Below are 26,347 nucleotides of genomic sequence, written 5' to 3'. Positions count from 1 at the left end.
GTGCGATCGGGGAATACAGCATGCATTCTTTCTCTAAGACTCTACTCGGGTCGCTTTTTGTTTTATCTCCACTTTCTGCTGCGATGGCAGCAAACCAAGTTTATCAACTTCCAGTGATTACCAACACGGTTGCCAATATTGTTGAGCAAGACGCACAAAAAACTTTGGCAGCAGTCACAGTCATTAATCGTGAAGAAATTGAACGTAAGCAGTTTACTTCTTTACAAGAATTGCTTCGTACAGTGCCGGGCGTAACGTATACCAACTCTGGTGGTTTAGGTCAGCCAACCAGTATTTCCATTCGTGGTACAGGTTCTACTGCGGTATTGGTATTGGTGGATGGTCAAAAACTGGGTTCGGCAACTTCAGGCCAAACTTCTTTTGAGCATTTGCCAGTTGATCAAATTGAACGTGTAGAAGTGGTCAAAGGTCCGCGCTCAAGTTTATATGGTTCTGAAGCTGTAGGCGGTGTGATTCAAATCTTTACCCGTAAAGGGACGCAAAATGGCGTAAAACCATTTGCTTCGCTCAAGTATGGTTCACATGAAACTTACGATGCGAATGTCGGTGTGAATATTCGTCAGGATAATTCTTGGGCGATGCTGAGTTTGGCTGGCTTGAAAACACAAGGTTTAGATGTAACAACTTTGCCGACTGAAACAGATAAAGATGGTTATGAAAACTATTCTGCGTCAATTAAAGCGGGTCATCAGTTTAATGATCAATTTGCAGCTGATTTTAATGTTCTCTATGTAAATGGCGAAACAAATTACGATAGTCCATATAATGTAAATCCTTATAACAAGGTTGAGCAAAATGTGTATGGCGTTGGCTTTAGCTATTCTCCTGTAGATCTTTGGAAAATGCAGCTTAAATTTGGCCGTTCAGAAGATAAATACGAAACCTTTAGTGCAGATAAATCGACGGGTGTATTTGATACCACAAAAGATAGCATTAGCTGGTTAAACACATTATCTTTCAATGCAAATAACACACTATTGGTGGGTGTGGATTACTTAAATGATCAAGTCGACAGCACTACCAATTACAATGAAAAAGAGCGTGATAATGTCGGTTACTATGCACAATATCTTGGTGATTTTGGTCGAGTGAACCTGCAAGCTGCTATTCGCTTAGATGATAACGAACAGTTTGGTGATCACACCACAGGCAATGCCGCTGTTGGTTATTCATTTAACGACAATTACAGCACTTATGTTTCATACGGTACCGCGTTCCGCTCACCGACATTTAATGACTTATATTATCCGGGTTGGTCAAATCCAAATCTAGTACCTGAAGAGTCTGAAAACATTGAAATTGGATTCAAAGGGTCACAATGGCTAAACTGGTCTATTTCTGCCTTCTATAATGAAATTGATAATATGATTTCAGGCGGAACCAATATTGCAAAAGCAAAAATTAAGGGTGTGGAAGCTGAGTTCGGACAGTCACTGGGCAACTTCACGTGGAACTTAAACTATACTTATCAAGAGCCTGAATATAATTCTGGGGCGACCAAAGGTAATCAAATTGCGGGTCGTGCAGGCCAATTATTGAATGTATCTGCAGATTATACGATGGATAAATGGACGCTAGGTGGCTCTGTACACGCAGAAGACCAGCGTTATAAGGATGCCGCTAATACAACAAGCTTTGGCAGTTTTGCGACAGCAGATGTACGTTTAACCTATCAAGCGACTCCTGAATTTTCTGTACAAGCGAAGCTTGCTAATATGTTTGATAAAGAATATTACACGGTGTATGACTCTTGGAGTGATTATTACTACCGTCAAGAAGGCCGTACTGCTTGGGTAACATTACGTTATGCAATGAAATAATTCATTAAAATGTCAAAAGGCCCTGATCATTCAGGGCTTTTTATTTTTGCAGTGGAATCATGCTGAAAATCCACGCAATGCATGAAAATTGCATTACAATGATTCGCCTTCATATTCATAGATAGGCTATGAATAGGGCGGAGTCAGAGCCAAAACAACATGCGAACCCGTGCCAAAATCTGCGGAATTACACGTATTCAAGATATTCAATCTGTCGTCCAAGCTGGCGCAGATGCGATCGGATTTGTATTCTTTGCGCCAAGCCCGCGCAGTGTAACGGCAGCGCAAGCTGCTGAGCTGATTCAGCATGTGCCGCCGTATGTGCAGACAGTGGGTTTATTCGTGAATGCATCGGCTGCAGACATACAGAATATTTTAAAAATTTCACCTGTAGACATCCTGCAATTTCATGGTGATGAAAGCCCTGAACAGTGCCAAATAATTGCGCAGACCGTTGGACGCCGCTGGTACAAAGCCATTCAGGTCAAGCCTGATTTAGATGTGATTAGCAAGATTCAAGCCTTTCAAGAAGCAGGGGCAAGTGCCGTACTGTTAGATGCATGGCATCCTGAGCTGAAAGGCGGTACAGGGCATAGCTTTGACTGGGCACAGTTCCCAAAACTCGATATTCCTTTAATTTTGGCGGGCGGTTTAAAGCCTGACAATATTGAAGAAGCGATTCAAATCACTGGTGCTTACGCCGTAGATGTGAGTGGTGGTGTAGAATCGGCAAAAGGTATTAAAGACCAACAACTCATAGAACGCTTTATGCAAGGAGTCCATCGTGGATCAGCAAAATAAGATTGACTATACCCAATTCCCTGACGCACTAGGGCATTTCGGTATTCATGGCGGGCGTTTTGTGTCAGAAACTCTTATGGCAGCACTTGAGGACTTAGAAAAACTCTATTTCCGCATGAAAGATGATGCACAGTTTTTGGCAGAATTCGACCGTGACTTGGCGTATTACGTCGGTCGTCCAAGTCCTTTGTATTATGCTGAGCGATGGTCGAAAGAGTTGGGTGGTGCGCAAATTTACTTAAAACGTGAAGACCTGAACCATACAGGTTCACATAAAGTGAATAACACCATTGGTCAGGCTTTACTGGCTAAGCTTTCAGGTAAAAAACGTATTATTGCCGAAACAGGTGCGGGTCAGCACGGTGTAGCAACGGCAACGATTGCAGCGCGTTTAGGCCTTGAGTGTGTGGTGTTTATGGGGGCGGAAGACGTAAAACGTCAAGCCATGAACGTGTACCGTATGCGTTTATTGGGTGCGACTGTTGTACCTGTGGAAAGCGGTTCAAAAACATTGAAAGATGCCATGAACGAAGCGATGCGTGACTGGGTAACCAATGTTGATTCAACTTATTACGTGATTGGTACAGTTGCAGGTCCACATCCATATCCGCAATTGGTACGTGATTTCCAATCGATCATTGGCCGTGAAGCGCGTAAACAGATTCAAGAACAAGCAGGCCGTCTGCCAGATGCTCTTGTTGCATGTGTGGGTGGCGGTTCAAATGCGATGGGCTTGTTCTATCCATTTTTAAATGATGAAGATGTGAAAATGTACGGTGTTGAAGCTGCAGGCTACGGCATTGAAACGGGCAAGCATTCTGCACCATTAAACGCAGGTCATGTCGGTGTACTTCACGGTAACCGTACGTACTTGATGTCGGATGATCAAGGTCAAATCATTGAAACACATTCAATCTCTGCAGGCCTGGACTACCCAGGTGTAGGCCCTGAGCACAGCTTCTTAAAAGATATGCACCGTGTGAACTATGTGCCAATCAATGACACTGAAGCGCTACAAGGCTTCCGTGATTTAACCCAAATTGAAGGTATTATCCCTGCATTGGAAAGCTCACATGCGATGGCTTATGTGACGAAACTTGCGCCGACCATGGACAAAGACCAAATCATTATTGCGACTGTATCAGGCCGTGGTGATAAAGACTTAATGACCGTTGCCCGCATTGATGGCGTGGAAATGGTTGAGATGTAAACTCCTTTAAGCCTCTCCCTTTGGGAGAGGTTTGGAGAGGGTGAATTAAAAATCGCGCAGAAGCAATTCCGCGCGATTTTTTTTTGGCTGAAAATTTTATTAAGGCAAATCACTACAAAACTGATGCAGAATAAAAGTGTGAAATAAATCACAATGCTGTGTAAATTTTATTGCTTTAGAAAGACTTTATAACAATGACGTTTACCCAATTGGTTCGTGCAGAATCCTTTCCAACCCATATTTATTGGCAATGGCGTGATACTTTTGCGCTGTGCATTCTTCCGCTGATCTTGTTCAACAGTTATGTCTTAGACCAATTTTTTGGTGTTTCAGCTCAGGTTGCTTTGGGTGATTCGATCTTTCGCGGCATTTTATTTATTGCCGTGTGCTGGCTCTATAAAACGATGCTGTATACGCACTGGCAAAAGTATAAACAGGCCTTTTGGCGCTCAAGCCTGTTGGTGGTTGTCGGTGCAGTCGTATTACAAGTGGTGATTTCTTTTACACGCAGTCTGTTGCCAGTGGGCGAGAGCATTGAAAAAGAATCGACCATTGATCCCAATACGATTGCCTTTTTTAGTTTGCTGATCATCAGTCTTGGGCCATTATTTACCGCTTTGCTCGAAGATATTATTTTCCGCTATACCTTGTTACAAAAGCTATTTGTACAGCCTTGGCTGTGGCGAGTGATTTTGGTCTTGCTGAACTCAATCTTATTCGGCTTGATTCATTATCATAATTTTAATGGCGATTTGATTGCGACCATTAGTTTTATGGCGGCAGGTCTATTTCTCAACCTCATCTATTTGTGGACGCGTAACATTTGGCATGTCTTACTCATTCATTTCGTTAACAATGCAGTACTATCGCTAGGCGGCGTGATTTTATTGAAATTGCTTCAGCCCTATGTGGGCAGTTGAAGTCAAAAATAGGGGGAAGATTGTGTCCAGTTTATTTATGGTGATGCTCGGCGGACGCCATCCAAGAGCAAATATTGAAGTGCATGATGTCATTCTTGCAGTGGGTAACGCATTAGAAGAGGTTTATCCACAACTGAGAACGGCATGGTTTGGTGAGCAAAAAGGCTTACATATTGATGCTTGGGCACAGGTACATACAGTCAGCACTGAAAATCGGCATTATCGTATCCAATTTTGTGATGCTGCGCCCCGAGCTGAAGATGAAAAATTATGGCTGATTAATCTCGGGGGATATGATGCCCGCGAATTTGGTGAATTACATCGTTATGTTTTGGTGACGGGACAAAATGCCAGCGTTGCAAAACAACGGGGCAAGGCTTTTTTTGAGTCACATTGGCAAAAACAACATACCGACCGAACCCTAGATGTTGATGATTGTATTGCGATTGATCATGTCTATGGGCGCTATATCGAATTGGTTGAAACCCCGCATAGCCAGCAAAATTCATGGAAAAATGATTACATCTTAATAAATGAATAATTGTGATGATTAAGAGCTGAAATGTCAGCTTTTATATTTTTTTGTGATATTCGCCTGAAATCAGATGGATTGTCTTTTCAGGCGTTAAATAATAGGCATAATAACATTCAGGATTTAGACCTTAAACCTCAATGGAATGGCGTATATGGATTTAATACGGCCGAATGGACAGCCGCATTATGGGCGTTTTAGTGAACTTCCCAATCGCATCGATTTAAGTAAGTATGAATATAAGACACCGTATGGAAAACGACTTCAAGGTTGGCGTAAGCGTTTAAAATATAAAAAATTTAAATTTTGTTGTATTCAGCATGAACATTATACGATTGGTCTAGCGATCGCCGATATCGCGTGGGCGGGGCACGGTTTTGTCTATGTGTATGATCATATTACGAATGAAGTGTTGGAATGGAATTCGATTAATTTCCTATCACGCAATACCGTTTTAGATGAACAACCTTTATTTAATCAGAGTCATTTTATTAAGTCAGGGATTCAACTGGACATTCAGCATGCCAATGGTGTGCGATACATTCAAATGTCAAAACATGGCGAACTCAAACTGAGCGCTCGAGTGTTTTGCGCAGGGACTGATCCGCTGAGTATGTGTAGCCCCACAGGGATTAATGGTTGGACCTATACTCAAAAATTGACGACGTTAGGGTGTGAAGGTTTCTTTATCAATAAGCAAGGCAAGACCATTCAATTTCATGACCGGACATTGGTGTCTTTAGATGATACCTGTGGTTTTCTTCGTCCTGAAACCGCATGGTTCTGGCTGTCGTGTAACTTTTGGGACAGTCAAAATCGACGCGTTGGGATCAATCTTGCCTCTGGGGTAAATGAAAGCTTTGGTAATGAAAATTGTCTGTGGGTCAATGGACATCTATATGCCATGTCTGATGTGCTGTTCCAGCAACAAGGCGATAATCAATGGAATATTAGTTCATTAGATAACAGCTTAAATTTGATCGTCACCACAGGTTGGCGGCGCTATGAAAACCTGAATTTAAGATTGGTCGGTAGTCAGTTCAGTCAATGGCAGGCAAAAATTAGCGGTACAATTCAACGTGATGGCGAAGAAATTGTATTCTTAAATGAATATGGTTTACTTGAGCAGCACTATGCAAAATGGTAAGTCTAAGCCTATAAAAAGCCGCAATCGATGCGGCTTTTTTTATTCAATTTTTATTTTGCAGCTTGCCAAAACACTTCAGCTGCTTGTATCGGATCATTGGTTTCTTCATAAGTTTTTAACCAAAGATCATAATTTTGCACAATGGGATGCTGACTCGGATGGAAGTCTTTTTTAAACCAATCTCGATATGGCTTGCTCATTCGGGTGAGGGTGCCATTTTTACCAAAGAACCACGGTAAGCCTTTCATATTTAATTTTAAACGTTCAGTGAAACTAAAGCCGTCATGTTTCAGCATCACATTGGCACGGTATAAGGTAAAGCCGAGCATCAATCCACTAGTCCAGACCAAAGTAAATTTCTTTAAATTTTCATCGACCTTAGCCACATCTTTCATTACATCAAAAGCTACATCGCGATGTTCCATTTCTTCTATCGCATGCCAAATAAATAATGCACGGACATAAGGATGCGCAGATTCTAGTACGGACTTTTGGCTACAGAACGTTTCAGCCATCAGAGCAGTTAAATGCTCGGCGGAAGCCGTCATGGCAATGTTGTATTCTGGTGAGCGTTTGCTCAGTTCAAATTTAAAAATTTTATTTAGACGTTTAATGAACGCATCGACAGGCATGCCTTGTTGTTTCATCAACATATTCATTTTGTCATGCGCCATACCGTGCTGCGCTTCTTGACGAATAAAGTCAGCGACACGTTGCTGTAAATCAGGGTCTTGAATTTGACTGCGGAACAGACGTACAGATTCAATAAAATAGCGCTCGCCATCAGGAAAGGTCAGGCTCAAGGCATCAAACATACGAGTTAAAAAGGGGTCTCCGCCAAACCAATAGCGCGGGATTTCTTCTAACTTAAAATTCAGTTTTGTGCGAACAATAGGTTCGACTTGATATTTGACGATAGCATTCATGATATTTTTTCTGTGCGAGTCGTATTGATTGCAGTATGTCGGAGAAATTGCACTTTGTTTTGACAGATATTGCCAATTTTTATACATTTTACGCCATGATGAAAATATAAAATGTCAGAATTGGCAGGTCAGAAAGAGGGGCGAGATGGCTGAAATTCAGATCCCAAATGGTTACTTCCAACTGTGGAATATGGTCTTAATTGAGCGTGAATTAAACTATACACAGCTCGAATGGATTGCGCCATATGCTGCGCAAATTCAGCATGTGCTGTCTTTGCCGATCGACTCTCAATCGCCGAATTCTTTTTTTAACAGCATCATGCAACTGACTCAGCAGCATCTGGATTGTCCGCAATTGGTTTTTGAAATGGCCAAGTATATTCGTGCGGAGCATTTTGGGGTGTTAGGCTATATGGCGACACTGAGTAATAGCGTTGCAGATGCTTTGCAATATGTGATGCGATTTAGTCGTTTGGTGATTGATGGGGCGCAAATTGTGCCAATGAATATGAGCCATCAAGATCATCAAATTATTCTGTCTTGGCCACAGCATGATGATGAATATGCTTTGGTGAATGAGTTGACCATGGCCTGTATGGCACATTTGGCCAAGCAAATTTTTCCAGATTCTTTAAAGTTACTCTGCATTCATTTTGCCCATGCGCCGCGGATGGCACGTTATCACTATGAAAAGTTTTATGGCTGCCAAATGGAATTTTCGACCCTTAAATATTCATTTGTGATTCATGCCGATAGTTTGGATTTAAAGTCAGAACTTGCTGATCCGTCACTGATGCAATTGTTATTACGTCAAGCCGAAGAGGCGATAGCTGCTCGTTCGCAACATTCAGATCCAATTCAACAGATGCAACAATGCATAGCAGATTATCTCAAATTACAGCAGCAAGCCCCTAAAATAGAATGGTTAGCAGAGGAGTTACATCTGTCAGTCAGAACCCTGCAACGACAGTTACAGGAGAAAGGCACTTCGTTTAAACGGCTTTTGGAGCTTGAACGGATGAAACGCTGTGAATATCTACTTTCACAGCAAACCCATTTGACAGATATCGCTTTACAGCTAGGTTATTCAGATCAGTCTGCTTTGGCACGTGCTTTTAAGGCATATAGCGGAGAGACATTGTTGGCGCGAAAAAAAGCCTTGAAATTAGAATAAAACGTGCAGATTGCTCGTCAAGAAAAGCCATTCATACAGCATTAAAAAAAGCGGTCAAACGACCGCTTTTCTTTTAAGCCAAGCTTATGCCGCAGCTTTTAATTTTGGATAACGCAGTAAAATGGCCAGAATGGCAAAGATCGCCAAAACCCAACAGTAATACACACTACCAATCAGTTCTACAGGCGAAAGTTTTGCGATCGAACAAGCCAGTAACAGCTGAGCGCCATAAGGAATGAGACCTTGGACTACGCAAGAGAAAATGTCCAAAAGTGCAGCAGCACGTTTAGGGTCTACACCATATTCTTTCGCGACTTCACGTGCCATGTCACCAGATAAAATAATTGCGACAGTGTTGTTTGCTACAAATAGGTTGGAGAAAATCACCAAGAAACTGATACCAATTTCACCTGCGCGTTCAGCACCAACTTTAAAGCAGCGTGTCATGCTGTAAATACGTTGAATCAGCCATTCTAAACCGCCTTCTTTTTGCATAATGGCAGAAATACCACCTAAGAAAATAGAAAGCAGGGCAACTTCAAACATGCCGGTAAAGCCGGCATAAATAGAATTATTTAAGCTTAAAAAATTAAATTCAGGTTGAATGACCAAACCAATCAAGCTAGACAGTAAGACACCAATAGTCAGTACAGCAAGCACGTGCAAACGTGAAAAGGCCAAAATAAATACGGCTAAATACGGCAAGATCAGCCACGCATTATAGGCTTTGTGTTCAATCGCTTGTGAGCCTTGACTCATGAATAAATAAATACAGATGCTGACGATCGATGCAGGAACAGCAATCCAGACATTGACCTTAAATTTATCGCGAAGTTGAACTTTTTGACTGTTCGTTGCAGCAATGGTGGTATCTGAAATCATCGACAGATTATCACCAAACATAGCACCACCGACCACAGCACCAATGGCATACACCACTTCAATTTCGGTGACTTGTGTAAAACCAAAGGCAATTGGCGCGCAGGCTGCAATGGTGCCCATGGAGGTTCCCATCGCTGTGGCAATAAAGGCCGCAATAATAAACAGCATAGGCAGCACGAACTCAGACGCAATTACCGATAGTCCGAATTGCACTGTTGCATCGACACTACCGATGGCACTGCTGACACTGGCAAAAGCACCAGCGAGCATAAAGACCATGAACATTAAGATCAAATTCGGGTGGCTGGCACCTTTCATAAATGTGTCAATCGCGTCATTGATCTTGCCGCGATAGAGCAAAATTGCCAATACAATTGCAGGAAGAGCAGCGACTGGGGCTTTCACTTGATAGAACGCAAACTCAGTTCCAATGATGGAATGGTAAATACCACTGCCCAAAAAAATGGTCAGAAAAACAATAAGCGGGAGCAGTGCAAATGCCCGAGCAGGCACTTTCACTTGTGAATCGGAGGACATAGGAGATAAAAAAATAAAAGTATGCGGCTAGTATAAAGCAGGTTTTGCAATTTAAGGAAAATTAAAATGTAAATGCTAAGCCTGTTATTTTTAACATTTTTTTGATGATAAAATTAAGTTAGTCTAAAACCTTATAATTTTGCCAGATCCTAAAATTAGGCATCTTTGATCATTGTGAAAAAAACTGAAATATCGGTAAATGATGCTTTCGGGTTGTTCTGGAAAATTATGTTTGCATGAGAAATGCCGACTGAGGATTGTATACCCTGTTCAATGGGTAAAAAATAGCGTTACAATGCGATGTCTTGTATTTCGACAAAACCCACATCATAGTTTTGATTCATTCAAGGAAAGTATAACCCTATGTCACGTTTAGCCACTCGATTTGGAACGCTTAAATCTCAACAGCGTAAGGCCTTGGTTTCTTATGTTATGGCTGGTGACCCTCATCCACAAGTAACGGTACCTTTGTTACATCAAATGGTTGAGGCAGGTGTAGATGTGATCGAATTGGGTCTTCCATTTTCAGACCCAATGGCGGATGGTCCTGTTATTGCACTTGCCGCTGAGCGTGCGCTTGCTGGGGGAACCAATACTCTAGATGCCTTGAACATGGTGAAAGAGTTCCGTAAAAACGATACAGAAACACCCGTGGTACTGATGGGCTATTTAAACCCTGTTGAAGTAATCGGCTATGAAAAGTTTGTTGCCTATGCACATGAATGCGGTGTAGATGGCGTGCTCTTGGTGGACCTTCCACCAGAAGAAGCAAAAGATCTAGATGCAGTATTGAAAAAATACGACATGGATCAAATCTTTTTACTTGCGCCAACATCCACTGATGAACGTATTCAGCATGTGGTGAAACAAGCCAGTGGATTTATCTACTATGTTTCTTTGAAAGGTGTGACAGGTGCAGCGACTTTAGACGTTGCTGAAGCTGCGGCACGTATTCAAAAAATCAAATCGTATACTCAGGTACCTGTCGGCGTTGGCTTTGGTATTAGTGATGCAGCATCGGCGAAAGCCATGGGTGTGGCTGCAGATGCGGTGATTGTAGGTAGTGCTTTTGTTAAACAATTTGCAAACTTAGCGCCAGAACAAGCTGTAATCGAAACAGTGAATAAAGTGAAGGAGCTTCGAGCTGCGCTCGATGAGTTAGTATGAGTCAAGACGCAAAAACAGGCAAAATTCTGAGCGCATCTACGCCATGGACAGAGCGTGCGGTACCAGGTATTCATGTACCTGATGAACAGCAAGCATTAAAGGCGACATTTACTGAGCCGACGATTGAATGTCCTGAGTGTCATGCACTTGTGACTCGTACTGCGATGTCATTTAATGCCTACGTTTGTCCACAGTGTGATGAACACTTGCGAATGAAAGCACGTGATCGTTTGAACTGGTTCTTTGACCAAGTACAAAAAGAATTGGGTCAAGAATTTAAAGCCAAAGATCCACTTAAATTTGTAGATAGCAAAGCGTATCCAGACCGTATGTCTGAAGCGCAGAAGAAAACCGGTGAAACAGAAGCTTTAGTGGCGATGCAAGGAACGCTGAAAGGCATTCCAATGATTGCAACCGCATTTGAATTTGATTTCATGGGCGGTTCAATGGGTACTGTTGTCGGTGACCGTTTTGTTCAGGCTGCTGAACTTGCGATTAAATCACAACAACCATTAATCTGTTTTGCTGCTTCAGGCGGTGCGCGTATGCAAGAGGGCATGTTGTCTTTAATGCAAATGGCGCGTACTTCTGCAGCCATCCAAAAAATGAAAGATGCAGGCTTGCCTTATCTAGTGGTGTTGACACATCCAGTCTATGGTGGTGTGACTGCATCATTGGCAATGCTCGGTGATGTTCACTTGGCTGAACCGAAAGCCATGATTGGTTTTGCTGGTAAGCGTGTAATTGAGCAAACTGTACGTGAAAAATTGGAAGAACCGTTCCAACGTGCAGAATATTTGCTTGATCATGGTGTAGTCGATCAAATTGTCCACCGTCATGCATTACGTGATACAGTTTATCGTATTGTAGCGAAATTGATGAACTTGCCTTGAACACAGCACCACTTGCAACTGATTCTTTAAACACATGGCTCGATTATTGGAGCCATGTTCATGTTACGGGTATTGATTTAGGACTGGAGCGGGTAATTCCTGTTGCAGATCGATTGGGCGTAACTCAGCCTGATGCCAAAGTTCTGACGGTTGCTGGAACCAATGGGAAAGGCTCAACCACAACGACATTGGCTGCCATTTTAAATGCGCAAGGTTATAATGTGGGTTTATACCAATCACCGCATATCTATCGATTCAATGAACGTGTAAAGCTTCAAGGTGTTGAAGTGGCTGACCAAACCCTGATTGATGCTTTTGTAGCTGTTGATCAGGCGCGTCGTGAATGTGAATTAAGTTTATCTTTTTTTGAAGCGACCACTTTGGCCGCTTTTGTTATTTTTAAACAACAACATTGTGATGTATGGGTACTTGAAGTAGGCCTAGGTGGTCGACTTGATGTAGTCAATGTTGTCGATCCAGATGTTGCAGTGATTACCAATATTGGTTTAGACCATACCGATTGGTTAGGCGACACCATTGAAAAAATTGCTTTTGAGAAAGCAGGAATTATTCGTCCGAATATTCCCGTGATTTTTGGTGGACAGCAAGTACTGCCTGAAGCCATTCGTCAAAAAGCAGAAGATTGCCAAGCTGCTTTACATGTACTCAATCGTGATTATTTTTATCAGTACAGTGATGACGGACAATCTTGGATGTTTGCCTCATCAGGTTCAACCTTAAAACTCCCCGTGGGTTCTTTGGCACTCGAAAATATCTCTACGGCTGTAGCAGCAATATTGGCCAGTGGTTTGGTGGTCTCTCAGCAGTCGATCGCTCAGGGGATTATCAATGCCAAGTTACAAGGCCGTTTTGAAGTTAGAGAAATTGCAGGAAAAACGGTGATTTTCGATGCAGGACATAACCCGCATGGTGTTGAATTTTTGTTAAAGCAATTGCGAAATTTCCTCCAGTACAATAAACAATACACAGAAGTGATCAGCGTTTTCTCCATGCTGACTGATAAAGACATAAATTCTGTCGTTAACTTATTGAAAGATACGGTAAGAATGTGGAAAATTGCACAATTAAATGTGCCACGTGCGGCATCTATCACACAATTGGATAGCGCACTACAGCATCAAGTCGTAGAACATTATGACAATGTGCAATTAGCTTTTAAGTCCGCGCTGGAAGAAACAAAGAATAATCAGCTGATTCTGGTATGTGGTTCATTTCATACCTTAGAAGCGGTATGGGAGTATCTGGAAGAATGTCAATGAATAACAAACAACGCTGGATGGGTGGTGTTGTTTTATTAGGTGGTGGTGTACTGCTGGCCGCACTTTTACTTAAAGGCAAAGAAGAAATACATCAAAATCAAAGCCAAACCTCTGAAATGGTTCAAGTTGAGCAACAAGGTCAGGGTGCGGGTAAAATGTCATCATTGACTGTTGATGTTGAAACTGAAAAGCGTTTGCTCGAAGAACAACGACGTACCCGTGAAAAATCGGTTGCGGAGCAAGAAGCACGTGCAGCAGAATTTTTAGCGATGCAACAACAAGCGGAGGCTGATGCAGCACGTAAAGCAGCAGAAGAATATGCGGCTTTAAACGCACATCGTTCAGCTCAACAAAGTTCGGATAATATTCCTCCCGAATTGGTTGAAGATGAAAAAGCAAAGCAAAAGCGTTTAGCTGAGGATAAGTTGGCGGCTCAAAAAAAGTTAGAGACTCAGTCGGCGCAGCAAAAGGCTGATCAGGCACGTATCGCAGCAGATAAACAAAAAGCCGAAGCAAAACGTAAAGCGGATGCTCAAAAAGAAGCTGAACGTAAAGCACATGCTGAAGCTGAGAAAAAAGCAGCAGATAAGAAAGCAGCCGAAGCGAAGCAACAAGCTGAAGAAAAGCGTAAAGCCGAAGAAAAACACAAGGCAGAAGAAAAGCGTAAAGCCGAAGCCAAGAAAAAAGCTGAAGCTGAAAAAGCACGTGATCTGTTGGAAAATGGCGATAAGCAATGGATGGTGCAAGTTGCACTGGCTGCCAATGAAGCCAATGCAGATGCCGTCGCTGCAAAATTACGTGCAAAAGGCTATAAAGTGACGAAGAGTCCTACATCTAAAGGCATTCGTATTATGGTCGGTCCTTCGAAGGACCGTGATGCTGCGGACGCAACACGTAAAAAGATCAATTCAGATGCAAGTTTGAATATGAAATCTGCGTGGGTGATTGATTGGGTACCACTAGATAAACGCTAAGTTTATTTGAGGAATGACCTTTAATAAGATGGATTCAGTAGTTGCTGCTGAATCCATTTTACATTTTCAGGGCTGAATAATCGGTCAATATTTTTCCAAATAGGGTGGAAGCCATAGCCACCTTGTTTCATTTCACGTTTTGCTTCCTCAATGGACCAATGCTGAAAAATAATACGGTACATGGCCACACTCGCGCCTGTACGGTCTGAGCCGTGGTAGCAATGGATTAACACTTTTTGCTGCTGTTGTTCAGCTTCTTTTATGGTTTTCATCACCGCCAGTAAATCTTCACGATTGATTTGCCACGTGTGTATCGGAATATGTACAAATTTAATCTTTTGCATATCAATAGCATTTTTTAAGCGTTTTGGGTCATGGTGCCGTGAACGTAAATTTATGATCACATCGATTTGCTGTTCTTGTAGAACAGGGGCGAGATCTGCATCAGGTTGCTCACTGCGAAATACTGTTGGGCTGATTTGATAAAAATTATGCTGTTGATGAACGACTTTCCCCCAATGCTGAGGACGTTCATTTAACGGTAATGGATTTGATGTCATGCAACCCGTGAAGCTGAAGCTAACACTGAGTAGGATCATTGGTAGGATTTTAGCGGTCATAGCTTATATTCTGATAGCGAGCGAATTCGAATGGGTCATGTGCACAGATGAGATCGATGTCCGGATGCTGCGCTAACTGCTGAATCTTATGAAGGGAGTGCAGTCGCTGTGTATTGTCGGTGGCAAATAAACGCTCAAGCTGATTTAAGGCCCGCGAATGAAAATTTGGATTTAATTGATGCTGTGAGTAATAAGCATCGCCACAATATAACAACCAGCGCTGGTTATTTTTAATCGCAATACCGGCATGACCCGCGGTATGTCCCAAAAGTGGAAGCATTAAAATGTCATCTTGAAAAATAGACAGACCGGCAGTGTGTTCTAAGTTAAACCATGTTTGCGTCCCGATGCTTTCGATAAAATTCCAATAACGATGCAGTTGGAATTGCTGTGGTCGATAGCGCAGTCGTGATTTTAAGCTATGAATGTTTTGAGTGGCGTTATATTCACTGGCTAAGACATGCACAGTCGCCTGCGGAAAATCAGAGATCCCGCCAGCATGATCAAAATCTAAGTGTGACAACAATATGTGTTGAACATCTTGAGCCTTAAAGCCTAATTTTTGAATTTGATGAATCGCACTCAGTTGCGGATTAAATTTGATCTGCGCTGTGCGTGAAATAAACCGACCTAAACGATTTTGTGGATGCAAATAATCTTGTAAGCCCAGTCCTGTATCGACTAAGACGAGCCCTTTATCGGTTTCAATGAGCAGGCAATGACAGACCAAATGTGCGCGAAAGCCTTTCTGTCCAAATAAAGGGGCACACGTTGGACAAAAACTACCACAATGTAAATGATGAATTTGATGAATCACGGTTTGTTGTTTTCAAGTTTTTCTTAGTTATAACGGAATTGTGATGTTTAACCAATCTAATCCCAGAGAGGAATTTGTAATCAAAAAAAGCTCATCCGAAGATGAGCAGGTTGGAGAATGCCAGAACGGGCTCGTCATTCGTTCTGAAGGGGGAAAATTATAAGTAACTATGGTTATGACCCTTAGTTGGTTCAGGTGCTGCGATTAACAATAGTAAAAATTCACCCTTCGATTGGTCACTCACAGCAGAGCTTCTTATCTTGCGCTCGGACAGCGTAATGCTCCGTTTTATCCTCACTTAGGTTGAGGCGTTAAACGAAGGTAAGGCGTAACTGCATTATATCCTTGAGGAAAGCGTTGTTTGATTTCCTCTTCATCTTTTAATGACGGCACAATCACCACATCTTCACCTTGTTGCCAGTTGGCCGGTGTTGCAACTTTATGGTTGTCTGTCAGTTGCAAAGAGTCAATGACACGTAAAATTTCATGGAAGTTACGCCCTGTAGATGCAGGATAAGTAATGATTAAACGGACTTTTTTATTTGGATCGATGATCACCAAAGAGCGAACAGTTAATGTTTCGCTGGCATTGGGGTGAATGAAATCATAAAGGGTGGACACTTTACGGTCTTTGTCTGCAATGATCGGGAAGTTCACCGTGGTATTTTGAGTATTATTAATGTCGTTAATCCAACCATGATGCGACTCAACATCATCAACAGACAGGGCAATGGCCTTGACACCACGTTTGCTAAATTCATCTTTTAGTTTTGCGGTAAATCCAAGTTCTGTGGTGCAGACTGGGGTGTAATCGGCAGGATGCGAAAATAAAATGCCCCAACTGTCACCTAAAAAGTCATAAAAATGAATGCTGCCTTCGCTTGAGTCTTGAGTAAAGTCTGGTGCAGTATCACCTAAACGAATCGTCATGGAATATCCCCGTATTTATTGAATTTGTTTAACTTGAAAATAAATATGAAGGATTTTTTTTATGATTAAAAATAGTGTTTTTTCATTTCTTTATGAATATATTTCATATAAAACAGTTTTATTGGGGGATAAATGCGAAATATCTCACGACAGAGTCACTATGTTGTCTGCAGAAAATTTGTTACATTAGCTTGCCTTAAGTCTCCGGGGCTAGAACCCGAGCGCAGAATATTTAAGGGGATTTTTGTGCAAAACCCTTGTACTTCGAATTTCTAGCACCATAATAACGACTAAGAAAATATATTCATTTGACAAGCAAGATTTAGAGAGTCTATTCATGTTGGCAAGTCTGATCGGAGGAATCTTCGGTACCAAAAATGAGCGCGAACTCAAACGCATGCGTAAAATCGTAGAGAAGATTAATGCGCTCGAGCCGACGATATCTGTTCTAAGCGATGCAGACTTATCTGCAAAAACTGAAGAATTCAAAGAACGTTATAAAAAAGGCGACAGCCTTGATAAATTATTACCTGAAGCGTTTGCTGTTTGTCGTGAAGCTGCAAAGCGTGTCATGGGCATGCGTCATTATGATGTACAGCTGATTGGTGGTATTACTTTACATGAAGGTAAGATCGCAGAGATGCGTACCGGTGAAGGTAAAACCCTCATGGGAACGCTTGCTTGTTACCTCAATGCGATCAGTGGTGAAGGTGTTCACGTGATTACGGTGAACGACTATCTCGCACAGCGTGATGCTGAGTTAAACCGTCCATTATTCGAATTTTTAGGTTTAAGCATTGGGATTATTTACTCAATGCAAGACTCAACTGAAAAAGCTCAAGCGTATCGTGCTGACATTACTTACGGTACCAACAACGAATTCGGTTTCGATTACTTGCGTGACAACATGGTGTTTTCTGCTGCTGAGAAAAAACAGCGCAGCTTAACCTATGCCATCATCGATGAGGTCGATTCGATCCTGATTGATGAAGCACGTACACCGTTGATCATTTCTGGTCAATCAGAAGACTCTTCTCAGTTGTATGCTGCAATTAACAGCATTCCACCAAAACTTCATGCACAAAAAGAAGAAAAGGTACCAGATGGCGGTCACTTCTGGATTGACGAAAAACAGCGCTCTGTAGAAATGACCGAAGTCGGTTATGAAACTGTTGAAGCTGAATTGATTCAAATGGGCTTGCTTGCTGAAGGTGAAAGTTTATATTCATCTGCTAATTTAAACTTGGTACACCATGTTTCTGCGGCCATTCGTGCGCATTACCTATACCAACGCAACGTGCATTACATCATCCACGAAGGTGAAGTGATCATTGTCGATGAAAACACTGGTCGTACAATGCCGGGTCGCCGTTGGTCAGAAGGTTTGCATCAAGCAGTAGAAGCAAAAGAAGGTTTGGAAATTCAGCCTGAAAACCAAACTTTAGCAACTACAACATTCCAGAACTATTTCCGTCTATACAAAAAATTATCGGGTATGACGGGTACTGCAGATACTGAAGCTGCAGAGATGAAAGAAATTTATGGCTTGGATGTTGTACTTATTCCAACCCATCGCCCAATGATTCGTAATGACCAAAACGATTTAATCTATTTAAACCGTGAAGGTAAATACAACGCCATCATTCAAGAAATTCAACGTATTCATGAAGCGGGTGTTGCGCCGATTCTGATTGGTACAGCAACCATTGAAGCCTCTGAAATTTTATCAGATAAGCTGAAAGAAGCTGGTATTCAACATGAAGTACTTAATGCGAAACAACATGAGCGCGAAGCGGATATTATTGCGCAAGCGGGTTCACCTCGTGCAGTAACCATTGCGACTAACATGGCTGGTCGTGGTACTGATATTCTGTTAGGTGGTAACTGGAAAGCGTTGCTGGCGAAGATTGAAGAGCCGACTGAAGCAGATGAAGCACGTTTGAAAGCAGAATGGGAACAAAATCATGAAATGGTGCTGAACTCTGGTGGTTTACACATCATTGGTTCAGAACGTCATGAATCTCGTCGTATCGATAACCAGTTACGTGGTCGTGCGGGCCGTCAAGGTGACCCAGGTGTATCACGTTTCTACTTGTCGCTTGAAGATGACTTGATGCGTATCTTCGCAGGTGATCGCGTGGTTGCAATGATGCGTGCCATGGGGCTGAAAGAAGATGAAGCCATTGAGCATAAAATGGTTTCACGCTCGATTGAAAATGCACAACGTAAAGTTGAAGCACGTAACTTCGATATTCGTAAAAATCTATTGAAATACGATGACGTAAACAACGAACAACGTAAGATTATTTACTCTCAGCGTGATGAAATTCTTGTTGAACCGTCTTTACAAGATTACATCGAAACGATGATTCAGGATGTGACTAAAGGCATGATCGAAATATATATTCCACCTGAGTCTATTCACGATCAGTGGGATATAGAAGGTCTTGAAAAGGCGCTACGTGAAGATCTATCGATTGAATTGCCAATTTCGCAGTGGTTAGAGCAAGATCGTCGTTTGGATGAAGAAGCTTTGGTTGAACGTATTACTGATGAAGTTCTTCAGCACTACCGTTCACGTCGTACGCAAATGGGTGACGAAACGGCTGCAATGCTCGAACGTCACTTTATGTTAAATTCATTGGACCGCCATTGGAAAGAGCATTTGGCAGCAATGGATTACTTACGTCAAGGGATTCATTTACGTGGTTATGCGCAGAAAAATCCTGAGCAAGAATACAAAAAAGAAGCCTTTAACTTATTTGTAAACATGCTTGCTGTGATTAAGTCAGATGTCGTGACAGATTTATCTCGTATTCATGTGCCTACAGCCGAAGAGCTTGCAGAAATGGAAGCTCAAAAACAGGCTCAAGCTGAATCAATGAATCTTCAATTGTCACACAATGACTTTGATAGTTTGTTGGCTGAAGCCAATGGTAATGATGTTATCGATGCGCAATACACACCTGCAGAGCAAGTGATTGTTCCGCCAGAAAGTCGTAACTCGCCTTGCCCATGTGGTTCAGGTCTAAAATATAAACAATGTCACGGTAAAATCTAAACAGCATTGTTTAATTTCAAATAAATCAGAGCCTTCGCGCTCTGATTTTTTATTTACACTACTAATCTGACCTGAATAGTATTTGCAGTTCAGTAGATTAAATGTTATTTAGTTTCTATCAATAACCGTAAGACGGAAAAGACAATGAAAAAAGTACTAAAACCGTTCATGATTGCTGCTTTGGCTTTGCCAACTTTTGCCTTTGCAAACGCTCCTCAGACGACTTCTTTAGAGAAAGTTCAACAAGCAGTTGGTCCAACAACAACTCAAGTACAGGTTGGTACTGACGGTCAAGTGACTGTAGCAAGCCCGCGTACGGGTATTCGTTATACCTTTGCCAATCCAAATCGCCCAATCGTATTGCAAACTGCAAAAATTGCAGCAGCCAATGCGGCGAATGCTGACCGTATTGTGGCTGAAAACCCAGCCCTTTCTGCTGCGAGTCAACAAAAAGCGAAACAAGTGCTTCTTGATGAAGCAACTCAGCTTGCGCGTAACTAATTTACGACGAACATCGATAAAGACCAGTCGAAAGACTGGTTTTTTTATGTGCAAAAGAAATCCACAATAAAATTACAGCAAAACCGTGCTTCTGCTCGATTTTTTATAGATTTTGCACTAAGCTGTATTTTTTATAACTCATATAGTTGGACGTTGAAAAATGGCAGTTGGTGACGTATCTATGCCACAGATGCATGTGGTGAAAGGTGTAAAAATCGGTTCGGCTGAAGCATATGTGCGCTATCAGAACCGACGTGACCTTGTCATTTTTGAATTTGCTGAAGGTTCTAATGTCGCAGGCGTTTTTACTCAAAATGCATTTTGTGCAGCACCGGTGCATATTTCTAAAGCGCACTTATTAGCAGGTAATCCACGTTATTTAGTGATTAACACCGGAAATGCCAATGCAGGTACTGGCAAAATTGGCATGGCAAATGCTGAAGCGACATGTGCGAAACTGGCAGAACTGGCTGGTGTTCAAAATACAGAAGTCCTTCCTTTTTCAACGGGTGTAATTGGCGAGCAATTACCTATTGATCGTTTGGTTCAAGGCTTGCAACCGGCATTAGACAGTTTGCAAGAAGACGCTTGGTTGGAAGCGGCAACGGGCATTATGACCACAGATACCACACCTAAAGGTGCATCTGAACAATTTGAGTTAGATGGCGTCCTGTATACCATGACAGGTATTTCTAAAGGCGCAGGCATGATTCGTCCAAATATGGCGACCATGTTGAGTTATGTGGCAACTGATGCACCCATTAGCCGTGAGCTGGTGCAACAGCTTTTGAAAACCACAGTTAACCTGTCGTTTAACCGTATTACGGTGGATGGTGATACCTCAACGAATGACTCATGTATTTTGATTGCAACGGGCCAAGCTGGTGGCGTAGAAATTACTTCAGAATCAGATTCCCGTTATGCTGCTGTTTTAGACGTGTTAACACGTGTAATGAAACGTCTTGCACAGCTCATTGTCCGTGATGGTGAAGGTGCGACGAAGTTTATTACTGTGGCGGTAGAAGGCGGCGCAGATACTCAAGAATGTTGTGATATTGCTTATAGCATTGCACATTCACCGTTGGTTAAAACTGCAATCTTCGCATCAGATCCAAACTGGGGCCGTATTTTGGCAGCTATTGGTTATGCAGGTGTGCCAAATTTAGATGTTGAAAAAATTCAGGTCTGGTTAGGTGATGTTCAAATCTGTAAAGACGGTGGTGCCGCAGCAGATTATACCGAAGCAGCAGGGGCTGCAGAGATGGAGAAATCTGAGATCACGATCCGTGTAGATTTAGGACGTGGCAGTGCGCGAGATACTGTGTATACCTGTGACCTGTCGTATGACTATGTTAAGATTAACGCAGATTACCGTTCATAAGATATTTGATGTTTTTGAAAAGCCTCCGTTGTGAGGCTTTTTTATAAGTGGAACTTTTTAATGACCGGTAAAAAATAGCCAAGTGCCATATTTATGGGTCAGTTGTGAAGCACCTGTGTAGTAGCAGGCATTAAGGATAGAGAAGACGTTGTAATGAATAATGCAAACAACTTAATTGCAAATGAAGCAAAATCAATTGTACAAGCGCATTTGGATCGTTTGGGTGATGTTAAAGAGCATCAATTAACGGAAGATGCAAAGCTTGAAAAGTTTGAATTAATTAAAGCGGAACTCAAAAAACGTAACGCTGTCCTTGTTGCACACTATTATTGTGATCCTGAAGTGCAGGAACTAGCAGAACAGACCGGTGGATGCGTTTCGGATTCACTTGAAATGGCACGTTTTGGTCGGGATCATGAAGCAACGACGTTGGTGGTTGCAGGAGTGAAATTCATGGGGGAGACCTCGAAGATTTTATCTCCTGAGAAAACCGTACTGATGCCTACTCTAGAGGCAACATGCTCACTTGATTTGGGTTGTCCTGTCGATGAATTTACCAAATTTTGCGATGCACATCCGGATCATACGGTTGTGGTATATGCCAATACCTCGGCGGCAGTGAAAGCGCGTGCAGATTGGGTGGTAACCTCGAGCTGTGCTGTTGAAATTGTTGAGCATTTAGATAGTTTAGGTGAAAAAATTATTTGGGCACCCGATCAGCATCTCGGTCGCTATATTCAAAAGAAAACCGGTGCAGACATGTTGCTGTGGGATGGGGCATGTATAGTTCATGAAGAATTCCGTGCACGTGGTATTGCCAATATGAAGGCGTTGTATCCTGATGCAGCAGTTTTGGTGCATCCCGAGTCACCAGAATCTGTCGTGGATATTGCAGATGCCGTCGGTAGCACCTCGCAATTGATCAAGGCTGCACAAACCTTGCCACACGAACGTTTAATCGTGGCAACAGATCGCGGTATTTTTTATAAAATGCAGCAAGCTGTGCCGAATAAAATTCTCATCGAAGCACCGACGGCGGGTGAGGGAGCGACTTGTCGTTCATGTGCGCATTGCCCTTGGATGGCGATGAATGAATTAGATGGCATTCTCGAAGTTTTACAAAAAGGCGATCAGGAAATTTTCGTAGATCCAGTGCTCGCTGAGCGTGCTAAATTGCCTTTAGATCGGATGTTGAATTTCAGCGCCAGTTTAAAACGTTAATTTTTGCTTGAAAAATGATTAAAGTGCTTGATAAATAATCGCTTGAAATGATTTTTTATGTTTTTTTGAAGATAGGTGTTGACGTTAATCAACGTCACGCCTAGAATGCACACCGTACCGCACGATATGCGATACAGCGAAAGCTGAGATGAAACGGAGCATAGCACAGCCTGGTAGTGCACCTGGTTTGGGACCAGGGGGTCGTAGGTTCGAATCCTACTGCTCCGACCAATTTCTCAAGGCAAAAATCGCGTGATAGTCTATGTCATCGGTAATGCGCCTGTAGCTCAGTTGGATAGAGCATCCGCCTTCTAAGCGGATGGTCACAGGTTCGAATCCTGTCAGGCGCGCCATTTTAATGGTGTTCTGATACTAGAATCTGAAACTTGTTGTGATGGTGGATGTAGCTCAGTTGGTAGAGCCCCGGATTGTGATTCCGGTTGTCGTGGGTTCGAATCCCATCATTCACCCCAATTCGGAGCATAGCACAGCCTGGTAGTGCACCTGGTTTGGGACCAGGGGGTCGTAGGTTCGAATCCTACTGCTCCGACCATTTTCTTAAAGAAAACGGTCGATAAAAGATACCGCATACAGCGGTTTTTTTATGCCTGTAATTTAAAATGCGTTATATTGGTTATTCACAAGCAAGAACATGATGGTGGATGTAGCTCAGTTGGTAGAGCCCCGGATTGTGATTCCGGTTGTCGTGGGTTCGAATCCCATCATTCACCCCAACTTTTAAAGTTGAAAGCGGAGCATAGCACAGCCTGGTAGTGCACCTGGTTTGGGACCAGGGGGTCGTAGGTTCGAATCCTACTGCTCCGACCATTTATCTCAAAAGTAATACTATGAAAAAGATGCCGCATTTAGCGGTTTTTTTATGCCTGAAATTTATAAAAAATAAAAAAGCCACCATAAGGTGGCTTTTTTATATTCTGCTATTTAGGGAATGATGGTGACATTTACACGACGGTTGATGGCACGATTGGTTTCAGTGTCATTAGAGACCATCGGTTGTTCAGCACCACGGCCAATAATTTGAATATTTGAACTCTTATAACCTTGCTTTAAAAAGACGTTTGCGACGCTTTGCGCACGTTTTTCTGACAGTTGTTGGTTGTAATTGGCTTGTCCAACATTATCAGTATGACCAATAAACTTAATTTTGTTTAGATCATATTTAATCAGTTGAGTGGCAAGTGTATTTAACTTGACTTGTTGGTGGGGTTGAATTTGATAATCATCAAAACCAAATAAAAGTCGTTCTGGTAGGGCAAGTGTCCAACCATCATTGGTCAAGACAAACCCTTCTTTTTTAAGCATGCGTGCTTGTTTGTAGCTTAAGTTACCTAAACTCATGCAGGCTGTCATAGTGGTCGTGAATGCAAGTATAAATAAAACTTTAAATGCGTTCTTTAACATAGCAAATCCTATGAGTTGGGGCGTTGAAGTGCAATGCACCAATGATTATTAGAAAGTTTAGCATCATACATGGCGCGATCCGCATCTGCGATCAAATCTTCTGGCGATTTTGCATTTTGGATCAGTGCCACACCAATATTAGCTTGTAATGCAATATTATGTTGCTCATAAACAAATGTGGAACCATAGCAGTCATGTATTTTGTGACAAAAGACTTCGAGTTCTGTCAGGAAGTTTAAGCGATTGATAATAATTGCAAATTCATCACCACCGAGTCGCGCAACGAAAGCATCATCTGGAAGTGCTTGTTTTAAACAATGTGATGAGGCACGCAGTACTGCATCTCCAGCTAAGTGTCCATATTGGTCATTCACATGTTTAAAGTTTTCAATATCGACAAAGAACACAGCAGCGTTCGCTTTTAAGTCAAATAGCTCAAACAGCTTTTCATAAAAATAATTACGATTTGGCAATTGGGTTAATGCATCATGACGTGCTAGATGAATTAGCTTGTCATTTTCTGAAATCAAGTTTTTATTTGACTGTTCAATTTCACTAAGTAAACCATTAAAGGCGGTACTGAGTGCGTGTAATTCTTGAATATCAGAGTTTGAAACCCGCATTTTATAATCTTTCTTAATGCTAATGGTTTGGGCTGATTCAACAATAGAGCGAACGGATTGCATTAAGTATTGATAAACAGAATTCACCGACCAAAACACGGTAGCCAATAAAAGTATAAAACCTAAAAATAGACCCAATAAAATTTTATGGAAGAAACTGACTAAATCTGAAGAGTTTCCATATACGACCAGTTCGCCGTAACTTTTCTGATCATGATGGATATCTAAACGAATCGGTTGGCTAAAGAAGAAATAATCTAAAATCGCTTGGCTAGAAAATGTAGAAATTGCTTGTTGCTCAGCATGAGCCAGCGACGCATTTTGATGGTTTGTAATTTCTATTGAACGGATAGGATATAGTTGGGTGTATTCATTTAAAATTTGACTCATCGTTGTTTGGTCATTAAACACCACAGCCGGTTGAACACGTTCGTTTATCGCATTTGATAAAATCGTTAAACTGTTTTTTGCATAGGTATGCATGGTATAGGTGGAAATCACCAAAAAAATCGCAGAACAAATCGTAAAAGTTAAAGCAAAGATGGTGAGCTGCGAACGTGTAAATAATTGGTGTAATGTAATTGGGTTATAGAGTTGTTTCATTCAGCTGACTCCGATGACTTCGCCAGTAATAAAACGCGTGGATCAATATGTATTTGTGACTGCGTTAAACTTTCCATATTAATTTTAAACGAATAACTCTGATTTTTTTTATACAAACAAAATGCACTGCCAGACTCACATTCACTATTGTTGCTGCTTAGAGAAAGGGCGGGGAAATTAACATGGTTGTTTAAAATACTTTGTTCTTCTTTTGCTGATAGATTAGAAAAAAATAAAACTTGGCAATGACTAGACTTGATGTCATTTACATTGATGGCTGTAATTTTATAAGTGCTGTGGGTTGGCGCAAGTTTTTTAAAATCATTGACTAAACTTGAATTATTAATCACACAAAATTTGGGTGAAGTGGTTTCCCACTTGGCATAACTCAAAATAGAGAAAGTGGTTGTGAAAATATTTGCTGTGGGAGCTGCATATAATAAGGGTGAAATGGAGCACGCCATTATTAAATAGGCAGTTTTTTTAAAAACAACCATACGAAATCAAAAATGTCTTAAATTAAATGGAATGAAAATTGGGTGTATATACGTTTTATTATATGAAATAGGGCGTATATAGCCCAATAATAATACAAAAGAATGTTTATGTGTTTAAAAAAACGACATGCGTAAAATAAATCATAAAAAAGGTGTTGCAACGGATGTGAAATGCTGTAGAATGCACATCCATTGGCGGTGATGAAGATTAAAACTTCTGATAAAACAATGACTTGGTTGAATTGATTAAGTTGGGTTTTATTTGATAAGTTTAAAAATAATTTGAATTACCAGTTGACTCTTTAGAAATAAAGAGTAATATAGCCGACCTAGCTTGCTGGTGACGAACCAACAAGAAGATCATTAAGAGATTATGAAGAACAACTT

The 26,347-nt window shown here is 41.6% G+C and carries 23 protein-coding genes and 6 tRNA genes; 21 read left to right on the top strand and 8 right to left on the bottom strand.

All coding sequences use genetic code 11. The features are described 5' to 3' along the window. The first annotated feature begins 20 nt into the window (after window positions 1–20). The 6 genes from B1201_RS14390 (at window position 21) to B1201_RS14365 (ending at window position 6,451) form a co-directional block, all read left to right on the top strand. Window positions 21–1,841: a TonB-dependent receptor domain-containing protein gene (locus B1201_RS14390; RefSeq protein ID WP_078194210.1), complete on the top strand. Its 1,821-nt coding sequence runs from the start codon at window positions 21–23 to the stop codon at window positions 1,839–1,841. Between the two features lie 159 nt (window positions 1,842–2,000). Further along, window positions 2,001–2,642, top strand: coding sequence for a phosphoribosylanthranilate isomerase (locus tag B1201_RS14385; protein ID WP_078194140.1), 642 nt, complete (start codon window positions 2,001–2,003; stop codon window positions 2,640–2,642). Next, entirely contained in the window at window positions 2,626–3,852 is a 1,227-nt protein-coding gene (gene trpB / locus B1201_RS14380) for a tryptophan synthase subunit beta (RefSeq protein WP_078194139.1), read from the top strand. The genes B1201_RS14385 and trpB overlap by 17 nt, the downstream gene beginning before the upstream one ends. Window positions 3,853–4,046: 194 nt before the next feature. Then, entirely contained in the window at window positions 4,047–4,772 is a 726-nt protein-coding gene (locus tag B1201_RS14375; protein ID WP_078194138.1) for a CPBP family intramembrane glutamic endopeptidase, read from the top strand. A 22-nt stretch (window positions 4,773–4,794) separates the two neighbouring features. Then, window positions 4,795–5,313 carry a DUF1543 domain-containing protein gene (locus B1201_RS14370; protein ID WP_078194137.1) on the top strand — a complete coding sequence of 173 codons (519 nt, stop codon included), beginning with the start codon at window positions 4,795–4,797 and terminating at the stop codon, window positions 5,311–5,313. 145 nt (window positions 5,314–5,458) lie between these two features. Next, a complete protein-coding gene (locus tag B1201_RS14365; protein WP_078194136.1) occupies window positions 5,459–6,451 on the top strand; it encodes a DUF2804 domain-containing protein in 993 nt (330 codons plus the stop codon). Window positions 6,452–6,501: 50 nt separating this feature from the next. Here the strand turns inward: B1201_RS14365 and B1201_RS14360 are convergent, their stop codons facing one another. Then, window positions 6,502–7,377, bottom strand: a complete 876-nt coding sequence (locus B1201_RS14360; protein WP_078191325.1) for a metal-dependent hydrolase — start codon at window positions 7,375–7,377, stop codon at window positions 6,502–6,504. Between the two features lie 145 nt (window positions 7,378–7,522). Between B1201_RS14360 and B1201_RS14355 the strand changes: the two genes are divergently transcribed. Beyond that, window positions 7,523–8,551, top strand: coding sequence for a helix-turn-helix transcriptional regulator (locus B1201_RS14355; RefSeq protein ID WP_078194135.1), 1,029 nt, complete (start codon window positions 7,523–7,525; stop codon window positions 8,549–8,551). 84 nt (window positions 8,552–8,635) lie between these two features. Here B1201_RS14355 and B1201_RS14350 read toward each other — a convergent pair whose 3' ends face one another. Beyond that, window positions 8,636–9,970 (bottom strand): Na+/H+ antiporter NhaC family protein, encoded by a 1,335-nt coding sequence (locus B1201_RS14350; RefSeq protein WP_078194134.1) that lies wholly within the window; start codon window positions 9,968–9,970, stop codon window positions 8,636–8,638. A 363-nt stretch (window positions 9,971–10,333) separates the two neighbouring features. Between B1201_RS14350 and trpA the strand changes: the two genes are divergently transcribed. The 4 genes from trpA to B1201_RS14330 are packed head-to-tail and all read left to right on the top strand — an operon-like array spanning window position 10,334 to window position 14,284. Next, entirely contained in the window at window positions 10,334–11,137 is an 804-nt protein-coding gene (gene trpA, locus B1201_RS14345; RefSeq protein WP_078194133.1) for a tryptophan synthase subunit alpha, read from the top strand. Beyond that, window positions 11,134–12,030: an acetyl-CoA carboxylase, carboxyltransferase subunit beta gene (gene accD / locus B1201_RS14340; RefSeq protein ID WP_078194132.1), complete on the top strand. Its 897-nt coding sequence runs from the start codon at window positions 11,134–11,136 to the stop codon at window positions 12,028–12,030. Before trpA ends, accD begins: the two co-directional genes overlap by 4 nt. Then, window positions 12,027–13,310, top strand: coding sequence for a bifunctional tetrahydrofolate synthase/dihydrofolate synthase (folC, locus tag B1201_RS14335; protein ID WP_078194131.1), 1,284 nt, complete (start codon window positions 12,027–12,029; stop codon window positions 13,308–13,310). Before accD ends, folC begins: the two co-directional genes overlap by 4 nt. After that, window positions 13,307–14,284: an SPOR domain-containing protein gene (locus tag B1201_RS14330; protein ID WP_078194130.1), complete on the top strand. Its 978-nt coding sequence runs from the start codon at window positions 13,307–13,309 to the stop codon at window positions 14,282–14,284. Before folC ends, B1201_RS14330 begins: the two co-directional genes overlap by 4 nt. Window positions 14,285–14,304: 20 nt before the next feature. Here B1201_RS14330 and B1201_RS14325 read toward each other — a convergent pair whose 3' ends face one another. From B1201_RS14325 to B1201_RS14315, 3 genes are all read right to left on the bottom strand, one after another. Then, the gene (locus B1201_RS14325) at window positions 14,305–14,904 is read right to left on the bottom strand and encodes a dual specificity protein phosphatase family protein (protein WP_078194129.1); all 600 of its coding nucleotides are present in this window, start codon (window positions 14,902–14,904) and stop codon (window positions 14,305–14,307) included. Next, window positions 14,894–15,721, bottom strand: coding sequence for an MBL fold metallo-hydrolase (locus tag B1201_RS14320; protein WP_078194128.1), 828 nt, complete (start codon window positions 15,719–15,721; stop codon window positions 14,894–14,896). The genes B1201_RS14325 and B1201_RS14320 overlap by 11 nt, the downstream gene beginning before the upstream one ends. 294 nt (window positions 15,722–16,015) lie before the next feature. Next, on the bottom strand, window positions 16,016–16,651 hold the full coding sequence (locus B1201_RS14315) for a peroxiredoxin (RefSeq protein ID WP_078194127.1): 636 nt from the start codon (window positions 16,649–16,651) through the stop codon (window positions 16,016–16,018). Window positions 16,652–16,988: 337 nt separating this feature from the next. Here B1201_RS14315 and secA point away from each other — a divergent pair, with 337 nt between their 5' ends. The 10 genes from secA (at window position 16,989) to B1201_RS14265 (ending at window position 23,643) form a co-directional block, all read left to right on the top strand. Next, window positions 16,989–19,712: a preprotein translocase subunit SecA gene (gene secA / locus B1201_RS14310; protein ID WP_078194126.1), complete on the top strand. Its 2,724-nt coding sequence runs from the start codon at window positions 16,989–16,991 to the stop codon at window positions 19,710–19,712. 144 nt (window positions 19,713–19,856) lie between these two features. Further along, on the top strand, window positions 19,857–20,213 hold the full coding sequence (locus B1201_RS14305; RefSeq protein WP_078194125.1) for a hypothetical protein: 357 nt from the start codon (window positions 19,857–19,859) through the stop codon (window positions 20,211–20,213). Window positions 20,214–20,373: 160 nt separating this feature from the next. Next, a complete protein-coding gene (gene argJ / locus B1201_RS14300; protein WP_078194124.1) occupies window positions 20,374–21,594 on the top strand; it encodes a bifunctional glutamate N-acetyltransferase/amino-acid acetyltransferase ArgJ in 1,221 nt (406 codons plus the stop codon). A 153-nt stretch (window positions 21,595–21,747) separates the two neighbouring features. Further along, the gene (gene nadA, locus B1201_RS14295; RefSeq protein ID WP_078194123.1) at window positions 21,748–22,815 is read left to right on the top strand and encodes a quinolinate synthase NadA; all 1,068 of its coding nucleotides are present in this window, start codon (window positions 21,748–21,750) and stop codon (window positions 22,813–22,815) included. A 154-nt stretch (window positions 22,816–22,969) separates the two neighbouring features. Then, window positions 22,970–23,046 (top strand) — tRNA-Pro (locus tag B1201_RS14290). 45 nt (window positions 23,047–23,091) lie between these two features. Further along, a tRNA-Arg gene (locus B1201_RS14285) sits at window positions 23,092–23,168 on the top strand. A gap of 44 nt (window positions 23,169–23,212) precedes the next feature. Beyond that, a tRNA-His gene (locus tag B1201_RS14280) sits at window positions 23,213–23,288 on the top strand. A gap of 3 nt (window positions 23,289–23,291) precedes the next feature. Then, a tRNA-Pro gene (locus B1201_RS14275) sits at window positions 23,292–23,368 on the top strand. Window positions 23,369–23,473: 105 nt separating this feature from the next. Then, a tRNA-His gene (locus B1201_RS14270) sits at window positions 23,474–23,549 on the top strand. A 17-nt stretch (window positions 23,550–23,566) separates the two neighbouring features. Next, window positions 23,567–23,643 (top strand) — tRNA-Pro (locus B1201_RS14265). 114 nt (window positions 23,644–23,757) lie between these two features. Here B1201_RS14265 and B1201_RS14260 read toward each other — a convergent pair. Genes B1201_RS14260 through B1201_RS14250 form a run of 3 tightly spaced genes read right to left on the bottom strand, consistent with a single transcriptional unit; the run spans window position 23,758 to window position 25,960 of the window. Beyond that, entirely contained in the window at window positions 23,758–24,237 is a 480-nt protein-coding gene (locus B1201_RS14260) for an OmpA family protein (protein ID WP_078194122.1), read from the bottom strand. A gap of 8 nt (window positions 24,238–24,245) precedes the next feature. Then, complete coding sequence (locus B1201_RS14255) at window positions 24,246–25,463, bottom strand: diguanylate cyclase domain-containing protein (protein ID WP_078194121.1); 1,218 nt, start codon at window positions 25,461–25,463, stop codon at window positions 24,246–24,248. Further along, window positions 25,460–25,960, bottom strand: coding sequence for a YfiR family protein (locus B1201_RS14250; protein ID WP_078194120.1), 501 nt, complete (start codon window positions 25,958–25,960; stop codon window positions 25,460–25,462). Before B1201_RS14250 ends, B1201_RS14255 begins: the two co-directional genes overlap by 4 nt. Window positions 25,961–26,347: the final 387 nt, after the last annotated feature.

The organism is Acinetobacter sp. ANC 5600, assembly GCF_002018395.1.
Lineage (GTDB): Bacteria > Pseudomonadota > Gammaproteobacteria > Pseudomonadales > Moraxellaceae > Acinetobacter > Acinetobacter amyesii.
This window is presented reverse-complemented; position numbering and strand designations above follow the sequence as displayed.

Coding starts and splice junctions, on each gene's coding strand:
- B1201_RS14255 (WP_078194121.1), bottom strand. CDS start 25,463: ATGAAACAACTCTATAACCCAATTACATTACACCAATTATTTACACGT.
- B1201_RS14305 (WP_078194125.1), top strand. CDS start 19,857: ATGAAAAAAGTACTAAAACCGTTCATGATTGCTGCTTTGGCTTTGCCA.
- B1201_RS14390 (WP_078194210.1), top strand. CDS start 21: ATGCATTCTTTCTCTAAGACTCTACTCGGGTCGCTTTTTGTTTTATCT.
- secA (WP_078194126.1), top strand. CDS start 16,989: ATGTTGGCAAGTCTGATCGGAGGAATCTTCGGTACCAAAAATGAGCGC.
- B1201_RS14355 (WP_078194135.1), top strand. CDS start 7,523: ATGGCTGAAATTCAGATCCCAAATGGTTACTTCCAACTGTGGAATATG.
- B1201_RS14360 (WP_078191325.1), bottom strand. CDS start 7,377: ATGAATGCTATCGTCAAATATCAAGTCGAACCTATTGTTCGCACAAAA.
- argJ (WP_078194124.1), top strand. CDS start 20,374: ATGGCAGTTGGTGACGTATCTATGCCACAGATGCATGTGGTGAAAGGT.
- nadA (WP_078194123.1), top strand. CDS start 21,748: ATGAATAATGCAAACAACTTAATTGCAAATGAAGCAAAATCAATTGTA.
- trpA (WP_078194133.1), top strand. CDS start 10,334: ATGTCACGTTTAGCCACTCGATTTGGAACGCTTAAATCTCAACAGCGT.
- B1201_RS14330 (WP_078194130.1), top strand. CDS start 13,307: ATGAATAACAAACAACGCTGGATGGGTGGTGTTGTTTTATTAGGTGGT.
- accD (WP_078194132.1), top strand. CDS start 11,134: ATGAGTCAAGACGCAAAAACAGGCAAAATTCTGAGCGCATCTACGCCA.
- B1201_RS14350 (WP_078194134.1), bottom strand. CDS start 9,970: ATGTCCTCCGATTCACAAGTGAAAGTGCCTGCTCGGGCATTTGCACTG.
- B1201_RS14250 (WP_078194120.1), bottom strand. CDS start 25,960: ATGGTTGTTTTTAAAAAAACTGCCTATTTAATAATGGCGTGCTCCATT.
- B1201_RS14325 (WP_078194129.1), bottom strand. CDS start 14,904: ATGACCGCTAAAATCCTACCAATGATCCTACTCAGTGTTAGCTTCAGC.
- B1201_RS14375 (WP_078194138.1), top strand. CDS start 4,047: ATGACGTTTACCCAATTGGTTCGTGCAGAATCCTTTCCAACCCATATT.
- B1201_RS14315 (WP_078194127.1), bottom strand. CDS start 16,651: ATGACGATTCGTTTAGGTGATACTGCACCAGACTTTACTCAAGACTCA.
- B1201_RS14365 (WP_078194136.1), top strand. CDS start 5,459: ATGGATTTAATACGGCCGAATGGACAGCCGCATTATGGGCGTTTTAGT.
- B1201_RS14385 (WP_078194140.1), top strand. CDS start 2,001: ATGCGAACCCGTGCCAAAATCTGCGGAATTACACGTATTCAAGATATT.
- B1201_RS14260 (WP_078194122.1), bottom strand. CDS start 24,237: ATGTTAAAGAACGCATTTAAAGTTTTATTTATACTTGCATTCACGACC.